This window comes from Achromobacter sp. ISS7, assembly GCF_056523125.1.
Genome location: NZ_JAWRZD010000001.1, coordinates 5,832,534 through 5,847,343 on the forward strand (window position 1 = coordinate 5,832,534; position 14,810 = coordinate 5,847,343).

The following is a 14,810-nucleotide window of genomic DNA, read 5'->3' on the forward strand; positions in this document are numbered from 1 at the left end:
GCGTTGCGCCCCGTAAGCGGCGGTAGCGCCGACCTCCACGATCCCGAGCACACCTGATGACCTCCCGCCGCAATTTCCTCCAGACCGCCACGGGCGCGGGCTTCGCCGCCGCCGCGCTCGCCGCCTTTCCGCCCAGCATCCGCCGCGCCCTCGCGATTCCCGCCAACAACGCCACCGGCACCATCAAGGACGTCGAGCACGTCATCATCCTGATGCAGGAGAACCGCTCGTTCGACCACTACTTCGGCACGCTCAAGGGCGTGCGCGGCTTCGGCGACCGCTTTACCATTCCGCTGGCCAACGGCCGCAAGGTCTGGCAGCAGCAACGCGGCAACGGCGCCGTGCTGACGCCGTTCCATATCGACGGCACCACCAACAACGCGCAGCGCGCCTCCGGCACCCCGCACAGCTGGGACGACAGCCAGAAGGCCTGGGACGGCGGCCGCATGGCGCAATGGCCGACGCACAAGAACGACATCTCGATGGGCTACTTCAAGGAGCGCGAGCTGCCGTTCCAGTTCGCGCTCGCCAATGCATTCACGCTGTGCGATGCCTATCACTGCTCGATGCACACCGGCACCGACGCCAACCGCTCGTTCCACCTGACCGGCACCAACGGCGCCGTGCCCACCAACACCGCCTTCGTCAACAACGAGTGGGACTGGATCGACGGCCTGCCGGCCAACGTCAACAAGGGCTACACCTGGACCACCTACGCCGAGCGGCTGGAGCAGGCCGGCGTCAGCTGGATCTCGTACCAGAACATGCCCGACGAATGGGGCGACAACATGCTGGGCGCGTTCCGCACCTTCCGCCAGGCCAACGTGAATTCCGGCTTCCCGGTGTCCAGCGGCGGCGAGCCCGGCGTGCCGTACGCCAACACGGGGCAGGCGCTGCCGTACAAGGCCTACGACCCGGCCACCGACAACGCCGCCAATCCGCTCTACAAGGGCGTGGCCAACACGCTGCCGGGCGCCGCGCCCGAGAACTACCTGGACGCCTTCAAGCGCGACATCCGCGACGGCAAACTGCCGCAGGTGTCCTGGATGAACGCGCCGTCGATCTACTGCGAACACCCCGGCCCGTCGAGCCCGGTGCAGGGCGCCTGGTTCCTGCAGGAAGTGCTGGATGCGCTGACCGCGGTGCCCGAGGTCTGGAGCAAGACGGTGCTGCTGGTGAACTTCGACGAGAACGATGGCTACTTCGACCACGTGCCGTCGCCGTCCGCGCCGTCGCGCGATGCCGGCGGCAGCCTGGCCGGCAAGACCACGCTGGCCGATGCCGACCTGACGCCCGAGTACTTCACGCATGCCTCGCCCGCCGGCAGCACCACCCAGCCGGCGACCAAGGACGGCCGCGTCTACGGCCCCGGCCCGCGCGTGCCGATGTACGTGATCTCGCCCTGGAGCCGTGGCGGCTGGGTCAACTCGCAGGTGTTCGACCACACCTCGGTGCTGCGCTTCCTGGAAGCGCGTTTCGGCGTGGCCGAGCCCAACATCAGCCCGTTCCGCCGCGCCGTCTGCGGCGACCTGACCAGCGCCTTCAACTTCAAGACGCCCAACACCGAGGCGCTGCCGACGCTGGCCGGCCGCGCCACGCGCGCGGCCGCCGACCAGTTGCGCGCCGCCCAGGAAGCCCTGCCGCAGATGCCGCCGCCCACCGACATGCAGCTGCCGCTGCAGGCCAGCGGCACGCGGCCGTCGCGCGCGCTGCCCTACGAACTGCACACCAGCGCGCGCTGCGCCGCGGCCGGCACGGTGGAGCTGGTGTTCGCCAACACCGGCACGCAGGGCGCGGTATTCCACGTCTACGACCGCTACCACCTGGACCGGCTGCCGCGGCGCTACGCGGTCGAGGCCGGCAAGACCCTGTCCGACACCTGGAACGCGTTGCAGGACAACCTGGGCATGTACGACCTGTGGGTGCTCGGTCCCAACGGCTACCACCGCCACTTCAAGGGCGACACCAACCGCATCGCCGACAGCGGCGCGCTGCCCGAGATCCGGGTCTGCTACGACATCGCCAATGGCGAGGTCTACGCCGAGCTGCTCAACACCGGCGCCAAGTCATGCACCTTCACGGTGGCGCCGCAGGCGTACCGCCAGGACGCGGCGCTGACGCTGGACGTGGCGGGCGGCGGCAAGGCCACCCGCAACTGGGCGCTGGCCGCCAGCGGCCAGTGGTATGACTTCGCCGTCACCTGCTCCAGCGATCCGGCGTTCTACCGCCGCTTCGCCGGCCGCGTCGAGACCGGCGCGCACACGGTGAGCGACCCGGCCATGGGCGTGGCCGGCGCCTGACGGCCGGGCGCGGTCAGACGCGGAAGTCCGCCGCCATGTCCTCGTCGGTGCGCATCGGCAGCTTGCCCGCGCGGCAGGCCTCGAGGAAGCGGCGGTAGTCCTTTTCGTTCTGCCGCGCGTAGCCCTGCGCATACGCAAGCAGCGCCTCGGGGAACTGGCCCGCGCGTCCCATGTACGCGGCCAGCTCCACCGAGTGCCCGCTGGCCTTGGCATGGGCCCGCGCCAGGGCGCGGCCGCACATGCGGGCGTAGCCGGTCAGGATCTTCTGGTTGAAGCTCTCGACGTCGGCCGACACTTTCATGTCGCGCAACTGGCGGAAGTAATAATGCCTGCCGCGCGGCCCGGTGGCCCAGCCCAGGAAGATGTCGCTGGCCGCCTGCAGCAGCCGCTGGCCCGCCACCACGCGATACCCGTCATGCGCGGGCGCCTTGTCGCGGGCATAGCGGGCGATGACGGATTCGCGCGCTTCCTTGACCTGCAGGAACAGCGGATTGCCCCAGCTGTCGACCATCAGCATCACCAGGCAGACCGTGCCCACGCTGCCCACGCCCACCACCTTGAAGACCACGTCCTGCACCGCGAAGTGCTTGAGCAGCTCGCGCCGGTCCGGCGCCAGGCTGTCGAGATAGCCGGCATAGCACTTGGCCATCTTCTTTTTCCAGGTCGGCGTGTCGGGCCAGTGCTCGGCCTTGCCCAGCAGCGTCACCGGGCCGCTGGGGTGGAACATGGCCGGCGGCGCGTCGCGGATGCGCCAGCGGTCGCCTTCCAGGTACGCCATCTTGTGCAGCATGCTCTCGTTGGTGCGGCCGGCGGCCTTTTCCATGGCGCGGCCGATCAGCCGGCGGCCCTCGGGCGTTTCCGCGTCCTGCAGCATGCGTTCGAAGGTGATGCCCTCGTACCAGACGTCGAGCGTGCTGTTCCGCGCGTACTCGTTCATGCGCGACTGGTATTCGCTGGCGGCCGCCATGACGATGTCGGCGCTGTCGCCGCGGCCGTAGCCCATGTGCGCCGCCGCCACCGCCAGGCTGGCCGTCAGCCGCTTGACGTCCCATTCCCACGGGCCGGTGGCGGTTTCGTCGAAATCGTTCAGGTCGAACAGCAACTGCCGCTCGGGCGTGGCGAAGCCGCCGAAGTTGAGCAGGTGGGCGTCGCCGCAGATGGGGATGGAGATACCGGTATGCGGGGTGCCGGCCAGGTCGTGCGCCTGCAGGATGGCGGCGCCGCGAAAGAAGGTGAAGGGCGAGGCCGCCATGCGGCCGTAGCGCAGCGGGACCAGGGCCTGCACCCGCCCGGCGCTGTTGATCCGCAGCAACCGGATCGGATCCCGGTCGACATTGCCGAGGGCGGCGTGGGCCGAACGCTTGACGTGCTCCCGGGCCTTCTGCCCGTTGGACCTGCGCGCTTGAATGCTGTCTGTTTCGAGCATGGCGGTTCCCTGGTCGCGGACCGGCGCCGATGACCGGCCTGTCGCCTGGAGTGTAGCGGGACTGCATCCGTTGCGGGCGCCCGCGTCAGCGCGCCGGCCGTCGCGGCGCCCGGCCCCTGGCCGCCGCCTCAGATCACGGTGATGCGCAGTTCGGCCAGCAGCGCGGCCGCCTGGGTCTTGGAGATGGCCGCGCCGGCCAGCCGTGCGGCGGCGGACAGGTCGATGCCGCCCAGGTCGGCCTCGCGCAGGTCCGCGCCCTCGAAGCGCACGTTCTTGAGCGTGGCGTTGCGCAGGCTGCCGCCATGGAAGATCGTGTCGCGCAGGTCGCAGCCGGTCAGGTCGGCGTCGGAGAAATCCAGTTGCTGCAATGCACACTTGCGAAACGAGATGCCGCGCACCAGCGCGCCCACCAGCAGGCAGTCTTGCAGCGTCCAGCCCAGGCAGGCGATGCCGTCGAAGTCGACGCCGGTCAGCTTGCAGCCCTGGAAGCGGGCGCTCGCCAGGCGCGCGCGGCGCCAGTTGGCGTTGTTCAGGTCGCAATGCTCGAACACCGCGTCGCTGGCGTCGGCCGAGGCGAACACGGCCTGTCCGCCACGGCAACGCCGCCAGACGCTGTCGGCCAGCGTCGCGCCCTGGAACGAGGCGCCGGCGATGGCGCAGGCGGTGAAACGGGCGCCGCGCAGGTCCAGGCGCGAGAAGTCGGCTTCCTGGAAGTCGCAATCGTCGAAGGCCAGCGGCTGGCCATCCGCCTGCTCGATCAGCACCTGCATCGCCTGGCGGTCCAGCGCCTGGCCGGTGACGGTTTCCATGGATTGCCGCGTCATGCCCATCTTCCCTGTCGGGTTCATCGAACCCTCATTGGAACATGCCGTGCTCGACGCAGAACGCCACCAGTTCCTGGTCGGTGCGCACCTCCAGCTTGCGCATGGCCGATATCTTCTGGCCACTGACGGTCTTGACGCTGCGCTTGAGGCTGTCGGCCACCTGCATCATCGATTCGCCGCGCACGAAGTGCCGCAGCACCTCGAATTCCTTGGGCGACAGGCTGTTGATGCGCTCGCCGATGAGCGTGCCGCGCCCCGCCGGCGACCGCCGCCGCGGCAGGCCGGGCGGATAGTATTTGCGGCCGCGTCGCAGCGCCTGCAGGGCGGTGACGATCTCGTTCGGGCTGTCGTGCTTGAACACCACCGCGTCCACGCCGGCGTCGTACAGCGCCGACACGATCATGGGGTTCGACACCATGGTCAGCACCACCACGCGCACGCCGGGGTAGTGGCGGATCAGGTACTTGACCAGGCGGATGCCGTCGCCGTAGAGGTCGTCGCCGGGCATGGCGTAGTCGGTGATGACCACCTGAGGCGCGTCGCGCGCAAGCTGTTCGACCAGCGCCGTGGGCGTGTCGAGCGCGGCGATAACCTCGAAGCCCAGGTGCTTTTTCAGCAGGTCGGCCATGGCCATCAGGACCAGCGGATGGTCGTCGGCGATGACGATGCGGAGTCTTTGCATGCGGGGCGCGATCAGGTTGGCCGGGAGGGCTGGCGGATTATTCCGCACCCGGGACTGGCCCCGGGCCAGGCGGTGCCGAAGTCGGACGAAGGGAAAAAGCGTGCGGGCCGGGAGCGGCGGGAGTCATGGGCAGGCTCTCAGGAATGCAGGACGCGCGGCAGCGCCGGGGCGCGGCGTGACCGCGCCGGCCAGGAGGGCGCGGTCGATTGAGAATTTTCTTGTGCAGTCGCGCGTCCGCTTTTGGCACCATCGTCTTCCTGTCTTGTCTGCATTGATCTTCCGCCCGACGCGGCCGGCATTGCGGCGTGCCCACGCCCTCGAGGTTCCATGATGTCTCCCTTCACGCGCCGCGCCCGGCCGGCGCCCGGGGTCCCGCCCCGCCATGTGTGAATCCTTTCACGCCTGGCCCGCGCGCGACGGCGGCCCGTCCCTGCGATTCCAGCCCGTGTTCACCGGGCAAGGCCAGGTGCATGAATACGCGGTCGTCGACCGTCCCACGCCCTCGACGGGCGGCCTCTCCGATATCGGGGCCCAGCGGGCCCGCCTGCGGGCCGCGACGGCCTTTGCCGCCAGGTCGGGGGCGGCGCTCGACCTGTCTTTCGCGCATGCGCTGACGGTGCCGCATGACGCCGATCCGGCGCAACGGCTATGCGCCGATCTCGATATCGGCCTGGCGCGCGACGAACTCTGCATCGGCCTGCCCGCCAGCCACGAGCGGCTGCAATGGCCGGCCCGACGCCTGACCTTCCACATTCCGTTGTTGCCGCGCCTGGTGCCGCGGGGGCACCTGCTGGCCTGCCACGCCGAATTCGTCCCGGGCCTGCGCGCGCAATTGCCCGGCGCGTCCAGCGGCACGCTGCGCGGATCCGGCCTGACGCTGAGAATTCCGCCCGGACTCGGTGCCGACCGCGCGCTGCAGCGCCGCTTTCGCGCGCTGGTCGAATACGCCGCCGATGCCGGGCTCGACGTGTTCGCTGACGATATCCGGGATATCTACGACTTCGCCTGGCTGCGGCGGCTGCCCGGACTGCTGTTTCGCGGTCCGGCGCTGTCCGCGCCGCTCAGCGCGTCCTGCCTGGGGAGCTGGCTGCGGGCGGACGGCGGCGCCTGGCGCAGCTTCCACGCCTGCGTGCCGCAATCCGGCCCGCCTGGCGAGTGACGCCTGCCCGCGGCGTCAGCCGGCCTGCATGCTGCCCAGGATGAAACCATCGACCGCGTTGCTGCGGCCGCGCCACAGCGTTGGCTGGCCCGCGATCGGGGTGCCGTCGGCGGTGAAGAACAGGGCGTCGGCCAGATGGATGTAGTTGGGCAGGGGTTCGGCCGGTTGCGGTAGCCGGAACACGTCGCCCAGTTCCGCCAGCGAGGTGCGCACCGATTGCCGCGCCTGGCTGTCCATGTCCGACAGCGAGTCGGCGAAGGTCTCGGCGAAACGGTCGAAGTACTCGGCGCCCGACACGATCGAACCGGACACCAGCATGCCGCCCATCTGCAGCGTCACGCCGATGCTCTTGAGCTGGCCGCCGTTGTTCACCAGGTTCACCAGGAACTGCAGGAAAACGTCGGCTGGCGGCGCGGTGACGGCGGGGGCGGGCTGGGACGGGGTGGGGGTGGGTTCGAGACTCATGGCGGCGCGGGCTCCGGAATGTGCGAGGGAGTCACAAGATACTCGAACTGCGGCCGGCGCGCATCGGGGCAATCGGCGGAGAAACAGCCGGATCGGGCATCATTCCGAGGCATCGCCCCGGCGGGCCGCGGAGTAACTTGCGAATCATCGTTGTTTCCCATGCCAAGGCCGCCCATGATCGCCGTCAACTCCAGGAATGCCGCTGACGCGGCCGACGTCCGCCAGCCGTCCTCGTCATCCGCTGCCGTCGGCGCTTTCCGCGCCGCGTTCCAGGACGCGCAGCAGCGCGGCGCCTCGGCGCTGGGCGGGGGCGTGCAGGGCGCCACCCAGGCCTCGGCCTCGCAGGCCGAGCAGGATTTCATGGACTACGCCTCCATGTCGCTGCAGGACAAGATGTTCTACGCGGCGCTGGCCTCGCTCGGCATCTCGAAAAAGGACTACGACGCGATGTCGGCGGCCGACAAGCTCAAGATCGCCGAGAAGGTCTCGCTGGTCATGCAGCAATTGGCCAAGGCCGAGCAGACCCGGCAGCAACAGGTAGGCTGACCTGGCGGGCGGCTCCGCCGGGGCCGCCGCGCATCATCGCCCCGGGTCCGGCGCGTCCGCTTGCGCCGGGTGGCCCGCCTCGTGCCGCCGCAACATGCCGGCGACGCGCTCGCCCGCGGCCCGCAGCCGCGCCACCAGCGCGTCGGGCGCGAGCACGTCGAACTCCACCTCCAGCGCCATCAACCAATATGCCAGCGCGTCCAGCGACTGGCCGCTGCATCGCAGCAGGCAACGGCCCGCATCCAGCGCCTCGATCTCGCCGACCGTCGCCGGGATGCGCGCGGCCATCGCCGCCCTGGGCGCGTGCAGCACGATGCGCGCTTCCTCGGCGTGGTTGCCGCCGACCGAGCGCGCTACATAAGCGCGCAGGTCGCCGCCATCAGGGGGCGGGCGCGGCGCGAAATGCGCGCCGAGCGTGACCTCGCCGGCGATGCGGTCCAGCCGGAAGGTGCGCCAGTCCTCGCGCGCCGGGTCCCAGGCCACCAGGTACCAGCGGTAGCCCGTGTGCGCCAGCCCTTGCGGCTCGACCTGGCGCGTGCTGGCCTGGCCGCGGCCGTCGGTGTAATCGAAGTTCACGCGCAACTGGTCGCGGCAGGCGGCTGCCAGCGCGGCCAGCTGGCCCGCGTCCACCAAGGGGCCGTTGCGCGCCAGCGGCACCAGCGCCGCGCGCAATGCGTCGACCTTGTGGCGCAGCCTGGCGGGCATCACCTGTTCCAGCTTGACCAGCGCGCGCAGCGCCGCCTCCTCGACCCCGCCGACCGAGCCGGTGGCCGCGGTGCGCAGCGTGATGGCCACCGTCAGCGCCTCGTCGTCGTCCAGCAGCAGGGGCGGCAGCGCGTTGCCGGCGCGAAAGGCGTAGCCGCCCGCCACGCCGCTGCTGGCCTGGATCGGGTAGCCCAGTTCGCGCAGGCGGTCGATGTCGCGCCGCAGCGTGCGCGGGTGCACCGCGAGCGTCTGCGCCAGCTCGCCGCCGGCCCAGTGGCGGCGGGTCTGGAGCAGCGAAAGCAGGCGCAGGAGTCGATTGCTGGAACTGAGCATGGTGGCGACGATAGGACGAATCGAGGGCGGAAACTGTCCGCAATGGATTCTACAGTTCACTCCGTCGTCGGCGGCCATGGGGCCGCGGCGCAATTTCCTGAATCCGGAGTGTTGTCATGTCCATCGTTTTCTACTGGTCCCCCTTTTCCAGCGCCTCCCCGATCGCCTGCGCCCTGGCCGAACTGCAAGTCCCGCATGAGCGCGTGAAGGTGGACCTCAAGGCGGGTGAACAGCGCCGCCCCGAATTCCTGGCGCTCAACCCCAATGGCAAGGTGCCGACCCTGACGGTGGACGGCGCGCCGCTGTTCGAAGCCCTGGCGATCCACCTGTGGCTGGCCGAGCACTGGGGCGTCAAGCAGGGCCTGTGGCCGGCCGACGGCACTCCGGAGCGGCTGGCGGCCATGTCCTGGTGCAGCTGGGCCTATGTGACGTACGGCGCCGCGGTCTGGCGCCTGCACCATGCCGCGCACGGCGCCGAGCAGTATCGCGACGCGCGCCAGGCGGAAGTGGCGATCGCGGATCTGGATGGGTTGCTGGGATTGCTGGACAGCCACCTGACGCGCCAGCCGTGGATGCTGGGCGAGGCCTATTCGCTGGCCGACCTGGTGGTGTCGTCGGTGGTCGGTTACACCGCGTTCCTGGGGGCGCCGGTGGCGGCGCACCCCAAGGTCAATGCCTGGCTGGCCAAGGTGAAGGCCCGGCCGGCCATGCAGGGCGAGGTCTGAGGACAAGGGACCGCGCCGGCCGGCGCGGCCCCTTGCCGCTTACCAGCCCCAGCAGGTGCCGGTGGCCGGCTTGCCGCAGGCGCGGTAGTTGACGGCGAACCACAGCTTGCCGGCGCCGCGCGGCGTGCCCTGCGGCGTGGCGTCGGTCTTGACGTCGTTGCGCGGCAGCTCTTCGAGCGTGTCGCGCGCCGTCTTGGTGGGCGAGCCGCTGGGCGCGCTCGGCACGAGCTGGATGCGGCCCAGGCTGGCGGCGGTGCGGTCCTGGAACACGATGTCGGTGTCGGCCAGCGCGGTCATCTTCAGGGCGGCGTTGCGCACGGCGGCGGCATAGCCGTCGTTGGCGCCGGTGGATGCCAGGGCGCTGCTCAGCGTGCTGACCGTCAGGATCTGCGCCGGCGTGGCCGGCGCGACCATGGCGTACTGGTCCAGGCCGGGCAGCTGGTTGGCGGCCACCTGGCGGCGCAGCCAGTCGCCCCACAGGAACTCGGCGAACTCCGGCAGGCTGCCGTTGCTGTAGGCGATGTCGCGGGTGAAGTACACCAGCGAACGGTAGCGGTCTTCCTGCATGCCGCCGGCTTCCTGCGCGTTGGCGATGCCCAGGCGCGTCGGCAGCTGGCTCACCGTGATGGGCTGGTTCTGGCCGTCGCGCAGCCAGGCCTTGCGCTCATCGACCATGCGCTGCCAGAAGGCCGTGGCGGTGCCGGTGTCGCTGTAGTTGGCGTCCACCTTGACCCACACCGGCAGCTTGGGGCCGCCGTCGAAGATCTCGCGCAGCGACGAGAAGGTGTGGTGGCCGTCCGTCAGGTACAGGTTGCCGTCCCAGCCCACCACCACCGTCTTCAGGTTGGCGGGGTTGGCGCCGAAGGCGGCGGTGCAGCTGAAGGTCGCCGGCTGGTCCAGGCGCGCGGCCTGCAGCTGGGCGATGGAGGTGAAGGCCTGGGAGGTGGTGGCGCCCATGTCCTCGCAGTAGTCGCTGAACTTCTTGCCGACCGTGCGGTTCAGGTAGTCCAGCTGCTTGGTCGCGTCGGCGGCCCAGGTGGGACGATTGAAGTCGCCCTGCCAGCGGCCCAGCTTGTAGTAGATCTGGTCGTAGCCGATCGCGGCCTGGGTCGGGTGCAGCTCCTCGATGCGCACCTTGATCACGTCGCCCGACTTGGCCGACAGATAGGCCTGGTTGCGGGTGTCGGTCGGCGGCGCCGGATTCTGCACGACGGGGCTGTCGTCATCATCGTCTTTGCTGCCGTTGCAGGCGGCCAGCACCAGCGGCAACGCGGCCAGGGCCAGGATCCGCAGGGCGGGGCGCCAGCGCGCGGTGAAAGGGCGGGGAAGGTCGGAGTTGGGCATGCGGGACATGAATGAGCGTTTCGGGGTCGGCTGGAGAAGTATCCAATGATGACAGCCACGTGTTTCGTGTTCATTGCACCGTCACGGCAGCTTCATGCGCGGCGTCGTTCAAGGCGTTGCTTGAGCGACGCGGGCCGGATGCTAAGATCGCCGCCAATGACCGCGCCACCCCTCCAGACCCCCCTCGCGGCCGAACTGGCCGAACTCGCCCGCACGCTGGGCAACGCCCATCGCCTGGTGCTGCTCGAGCATATCGCGCAGGGCGAGCGCCCGGTCGAACGGCTGGCCGAATTGTCCGGCCTGTCGGTCGCCAACACCTCGCAGCACCTGCAGCAGTTGCGCCGCGCCGGTTTCGTGGCGACCCGGCGCGATGGCAAGCACGTGTACTACCGGCTCGGCACCGCGCCCATCGCCGGGCTGCTCAATGCCCTCGGGGCCGTGGCCCAGCACAACCGGGGCGAGATCCGCCGCCTGGTGGCGGACAGCCAGGATCGCCGCGACGGCCTCGAGGCCATCTCGCGCGACGAGCTGCTCAGCCGCCTGGGCGAAGGCAGCATGACGCTGCTGGACGTGCGGCCCGCCGACGAATTCGCGCAGGGCCACCTGCCCGGCGCCATCAACATCCCCGCCGATGAACTGCTCAAGCGGCTCGGCGAACTGCCGGCCGAGCACGAGATCGTGGCCTATTGCCGCGGCCCGTTCTGCGTGCTGTCTTCCGATGCCGTCAGCGCGTTGCGCGCGCACGGCCTGCGCGCCCGCCGGCTCGACGCCGGTTTTCCCGACTGGCGCGCCGAGGGGCTGGCGGTCGAGACGCCCGACCCGCCCACCCGCTGATCCCCCGCGGTCCCGCGCGGCCCGACAGGGGCGGCCCTGTTCAGCGCCGGTTCGATCGCGCCAGCAACAGCCATAGCGCCAGTCCCAGCCAGGCCAGGGACAACGGCCGGGGCGTGTCGAACGGCAGCCATGAGGTCGCCGCCAATCCCAACCCCAGCAGGCTGTAGTAGGCCAGGCCGAACAAGGCGCCGGCCCGCCCCAGGCAGTGCCCGTAATGCCGCAGCGCCGGTCCCAGCAGATTGGGTATCGCCAGGCCATAGCCAGCGAACACCGGCAGCGCCGTGGCCGCCCACAGCCAGCCCGGTTCCGGGCGCCAAGCCATGGCGGCCGCCTGCGCCGCCGTGCCCAGCGCGACGCAACGCAGCCCGTAGCGCACCCGGCGCTCGGCATCCGCGGCGGCGGGCAGCCGGCGGTTGACGGCGGCGCCCAGGCTGCCGACCAGCGCCACGCCCAGGCCCACCCAGCCGAAGCCGAGCCCGGGCAGCGGGCCCGTCATGAACGGGCCGGCGCCATAGAAGGAAAACACCAGCAGGTTCAGGCCGGCGACCCGCAACACCGCCAGGCGCAGCGCGGCGTCGGCCAGCATCGCGCGGGCCAGCGCCGTCAACGGCACCTGGACAGCCCGCGCCGGCCGGGTCTCGTTCCAGCGCCAGGCGACCGATCCCAGCAGCAACGTGACCGCGGCGGCGAGCGTCGCCAGCACCCCGCCATAGCCTTGCCGGTCGGCCAGCCATTGGCCCGTGAGCGGCCCGACCGCGGGCGACCAGGCCAGCACCGTGCCCAGCGTGACGAAGGTGCGCGTCAGCCGTGGGCCTTCCAGGCAATCGCGCAGCACGGTCTGCGTCACCACCGAGCAGGCCGCCAGGCCCAGCGCCTGGACGAAGCGGCCGGCCAGCAGCCAGCCAAAGTGCGGCGCGGCCAGCGCGCACAGCGTGCCCGCCAGCCCGGTGGCCAGGCCGGCCAGCATGGCGGGGCGGCGGCCCCAGGCGTCGGCGAGATGCCCCCACAGCAGCACCCCGGCGGCAAAGCCGATGAAGAACACGCCCATGACCGGCTGCGTGGCGGCGGCGTCCAGGCGCCAGTGGCGCGCCAGGTCCGGCAGGGCGGGGGCGAGAATGGTCTCGGCGATCTGCGGCAGGGCCAGCAGCGCGATGACGAGCCAGGGCGGCGGCAGGGCGCCGGGGGCGGTTGGGGAAGAGAGACGGGAAGACATGCGACGGCCATGATGCGAAAAGCCGCTAGCGTAGGCGCGCGGCGACGCGGAAAATCACGACATCGCGCCATAAAACATCGCTAATCGGACATGCCCATCTATTCGCTCGATACCGTCGAGGATCCGGACCTCGTCGCCTGCCCCGTGGTGGGCATGGCGATCGATACGCGCGCGCATGCGTCCGACTGGCATGCGCATCAACGCGCGCAATTGCTGTATCAGGCGGAAGGCGGGGTGACCTTGTATCTCACCGACCGGGTGGGGCAACTGGCGCCGCTGCAGGCGGCCTGGCTGCCGGCCGGGTGCGTGCATCGCACGGCCATGCAGGGAACGTTCGCATACCGCAGCCTGTACTTCGATGTGGCGGTCTATCCAGACCTGCCGCGCGAGCCGCGCATCCTCGATGTCAATCCGCTGCTGCGAGAGATGATCGTGCGCGTGACGCATTGGCCATCCGACCAGCCGCTGGACGGGCCGCGGCAGCGCCTGGTGGGCTCGCTGCTGGACGAACTGGCGGCGGCGCCCGCGGCGCCGCTGCATCTGCCCATGCCGCGCGACCGGCGGCTGGCGCCGATCGCGCGTGAGCTGTTGGCGGACCCGGCCTGCGCGCTGTCGATCGACGACTGGGGCCGCCGGGTGGGCGCCAGCGGCCGCACGCTGGCCCGCGCCTTCCTGGCCGAAACCGGCCTGCCGTTCACGCGCTGGCGCACGCAATGCCGCCTGCTGATGGCGCGGGCGCGGCTGGCCGAGGGCGCGTCCGTCACGGAGGTGGCGCATGCCGTGGGCTATGCCAGCGACAGCGCCTTTATCGCCATGTACCGGCGCGCCTACGGCGAGCCGCCGGGACGCCGGCAGCGCCGGCGCGACCCGTTGCCTTAGAACACGTGGCGGATGCCGACGCCGGCCGCGGTGCTCTTGAGACCGTCGATGAACGCGTAGTCCTTGCCGTACGAACCATAGGCGTACAGGTTGGTGCGCTTGGACAGGTCGTAGGTGTAGCCCACGCTCCAGACGTTCATGTTGGCGTCGCCGCCGGTCAGGCGGTCATTGGACGGCGAGACGTGCTGCCACGAGGTGAACACGCTGCTCGCGCCGCCGATCGGGAACGTGGCGCCCAGCATGTAGGCGTTGGCCTTGAAGCCGTCCACGTAGCGGTTGGTGCCGAACTCGTCGCTGAAGGGCGTGCCCGCCGGCAGGTCCTGGCCGACGAACCAGCCGTCGGTGGTGCGGCCATAGGCGGCGGCCAGCTTCACCACTTCCAGGTCGTACGACGCGCCCACGGCGTATTGGCGCGGCGTGGCGCCGTGGTCGATCGAGGCGCGGTTGGAGCCGTTGAGCTGGTCGTAGGTCAGCGTGACGTTGACCGGACCTTCGACGTAGCGCAGGCCGGCGGTGATGCCGCGCGAGTTGTCGTTGGTGCGGAAACGGGTTTCGTCGCTGTTGGTATCGTCGACGTTGAAGGAATAGCCCGCGGCGAACTGGAAGCCGCTCATCGAGGGGCTGCGATACATGATCATGTTGTCCCAGCGCATGGTGTTGGCCGCGCTGAAACCCAGGCCCAGGTTCGATTGGGTGTAGCTGGTGTAGAAGGGATCGATGTCGGCCAGGTAGTTCGAGCCGACGGTGGCCTGGCGGCCGAATTCGACCGTGCCCCAGGCGTCGTTGGCCAATCCAATGGTGGCCTGGCGACCGAACAGGCGACCGCTCTGGCCGCGGGTGCCGTTGCCCGAATCGAAACCGCTTTCCAGCGTGAACACGGCGCGCAGGCCATCGCCCAGGTCTTCGGATCCGCGCAGGCCCCAGCGGGAGCCGGCCTGGATGCCGTTGATCATGCCGAGCTTGCTGCCGTCATAGCCATTGCCCTTGATCTTGTTGTAGCCAATGCCGGTGTCGATGACACCATAGAGAGTGACTGACGTTTCTGCCTGAGCGACGCCTGCAAAAGTGGTCAACATTGCGGCTGCGAGCAGCGTCTTTTTCATCCGTGGGACTCCTTGTTGTGATGGAAAAAAACAAAGGGAACTACACGTTGCGCATGACGCTCAACGGAGTTCCCAGCCCCTAGTGTAGGTCAAAAAGTCCTATTTCCTGGCAAAAAACGTGAATATCTGGCTATTTTGATGGATCCGTGGCAGCGGCAATACGGTTTCAGGCGGATGAAACGGGAGTCGACGCGGTCCGCGAGCGGGGTCCCGGTGGCGTGAAAACACAGACGCCGCCCGGGGCAACAACCCCGGGCGGCGTCTGGAAAGCC

At 69.9% G+C, this 14,810-nt stretch carries 14 protein-coding genes; 6 read left to right on the top strand and 8 right to left on the bottom strand.

What is annotated here, in order from left to right; genetic code table 11:
* Window positions 1-56 precede the first annotated feature (56 nt).
* Window positions 57-2,300 (top strand): phosphocholine-specific phospholipase C, encoded by a 2,244-nt coding sequence (locus AC1HFW_RS26400; protein ID WP_479285732.1) that lies wholly within the window; start codon window positions 57-59, stop codon window positions 2,298-2,300.
* A gap of 13 nt (window positions 2,301-2,313) precedes the next feature.
* Here the strand turns inward: AC1HFW_RS26400 and AC1HFW_RS26405 are convergent, their stop codons facing one another.
* The 3 genes from AC1HFW_RS26405 to AC1HFW_RS26415 form a co-directional block, all read right to left on the bottom strand.
* The gene (locus AC1HFW_RS26405) at window positions 2,314-3,726 is read right to left on the bottom strand and encodes a DUF2252 domain-containing protein (protein WP_241069738.1); all 1,413 of its coding nucleotides are present in this window, start codon (window positions 3,724-3,726) and stop codon (window positions 2,314-2,316) included.
* A gap of 128 nt (window positions 3,727-3,854) precedes the next feature.
* Window positions 3,855-4,550: a pentapeptide repeat-containing protein gene (locus tag AC1HFW_RS26410; RefSeq protein WP_479285734.1), complete on the bottom strand. Its 696-nt coding sequence runs from the start codon at window positions 4,548-4,550 to the stop codon at window positions 3,855-3,857.
* A 31-nt stretch (window positions 4,551-4,581) separates the two neighbouring features.
* Window positions 4,582-5,232, bottom strand: a complete 651-nt coding sequence (locus AC1HFW_RS26415; RefSeq protein ID WP_479285736.1) for a response regulator — start codon at window positions 5,230-5,232, stop codon at window positions 4,582-4,584.
* 382 nt (window positions 5,233-5,614) lie between these two features.
* On the opposite strand from AC1HFW_RS26415, the gene AC1HFW_RS26420 reads away from it, so the two are divergent.
* Window positions 5,615-6,391 (top strand): hypothetical protein, encoded by a 777-nt coding sequence (locus tag AC1HFW_RS26420; protein WP_479285737.1) that lies wholly within the window; start codon window positions 5,615-5,617, stop codon window positions 6,389-6,391.
* 15 nt (window positions 6,392-6,406) lie between these two features.
* On the opposite strand, the gene gvpU is transcribed toward AC1HFW_RS26420, so the two are convergent.
* Window positions 6,407-6,856, bottom strand: a complete 450-nt coding sequence (gene gvpU / locus AC1HFW_RS26425) for a gas vesicle accessory protein GvpU (protein ID WP_198486912.1) — start codon at window positions 6,854-6,856, stop codon at window positions 6,407-6,409.
* Between the two features lie 174 nt (window positions 6,857-7,030).
* Here gvpU and AC1HFW_RS26430 point away from each other — a divergent pair, with 174 nt between their 5' ends.
* Window positions 7,031-7,402: a hypothetical protein gene (locus tag AC1HFW_RS26430; protein WP_479285739.1), complete on the top strand. Its 372-nt coding sequence runs from the start codon at window positions 7,031-7,033 to the stop codon at window positions 7,400-7,402.
* 33 nt (window positions 7,403-7,435) lie between these two features.
* Here the strand turns inward: AC1HFW_RS26430 and AC1HFW_RS26435 are convergent, their stop codons facing one another.
* Window positions 7,436-8,440: a helix-turn-helix transcriptional regulator gene (locus tag AC1HFW_RS26435; protein ID WP_479285741.1), complete on the bottom strand. Its 1,005-nt coding sequence runs from the start codon at window positions 8,438-8,440 to the stop codon at window positions 7,436-7,438.
* Between the two features lie 116 nt (window positions 8,441-8,556).
* On the opposite strand from AC1HFW_RS26435, the gene AC1HFW_RS26440 reads away from it, so the two are divergent.
* Complete coding sequence (locus AC1HFW_RS26440; protein ID WP_238889267.1) at window positions 8,557-9,165, top strand: glutathione S-transferase family protein; 609 nt, start codon at window positions 8,557-8,559, stop codon at window positions 9,163-9,165.
* Window positions 9,166-9,204: 39 nt separating this feature from the next.
* Here the strand turns inward: AC1HFW_RS26440 and AC1HFW_RS26445 are convergent, their stop codons facing one another.
* A complete protein-coding gene (locus tag AC1HFW_RS26445) occupies window positions 9,205-10,518 on the bottom strand; it encodes a ParB/Srx family N-terminal domain-containing protein (protein WP_006391102.1) in 1,314 nt (437 codons plus the stop codon).
* A 147-nt stretch (window positions 10,519-10,665) separates the two neighbouring features.
* Between AC1HFW_RS26445 and AC1HFW_RS26450 the strand changes: the two genes are divergently transcribed.
* Window positions 10,666-11,343 carry an ArsR/SmtB family transcription factor gene (locus AC1HFW_RS26450; RefSeq protein ID WP_006391099.1) on the top strand — a complete coding sequence of 226 codons (678 nt, stop codon included), beginning with the start codon at window positions 10,666-10,668 and terminating at the stop codon, window positions 11,341-11,343.
* 40 nt (window positions 11,344-11,383) lie between these two features.
* Here AC1HFW_RS26450 and AC1HFW_RS26455 read toward each other — a convergent pair whose 3' ends face one another.
* The gene (locus AC1HFW_RS26455; protein WP_479285743.1) at window positions 11,384-12,556 is read right to left on the bottom strand and encodes a multidrug effflux MFS transporter; all 1,173 of its coding nucleotides are present in this window, start codon (window positions 12,554-12,556) and stop codon (window positions 11,384-11,386) included.
* A 90-nt stretch (window positions 12,557-12,646) separates the two neighbouring features.
* Between AC1HFW_RS26455 and AC1HFW_RS26460 the strand changes: the two genes are divergently transcribed.
* A complete protein-coding gene (locus AC1HFW_RS26460) occupies window positions 12,647-13,435 on the top strand; it encodes an AraC family transcriptional regulator (protein WP_479285745.1) in 789 nt (262 codons plus the stop codon).
* On the opposite strand, the gene AC1HFW_RS26465 is transcribed toward AC1HFW_RS26460, so the two are convergent.
* Window positions 13,432-14,538, bottom strand: a complete 1,107-nt coding sequence (locus tag AC1HFW_RS26465; RefSeq protein ID WP_479285747.1) for a porin — start codon at window positions 14,536-14,538, stop codon at window positions 13,432-13,434. The two genes, AC1HFW_RS26460 and AC1HFW_RS26465, sit on opposite strands and share 4 nt — an antisense overlap.
* Window positions 14,539-14,810: the final 272 nt, after the last annotated feature.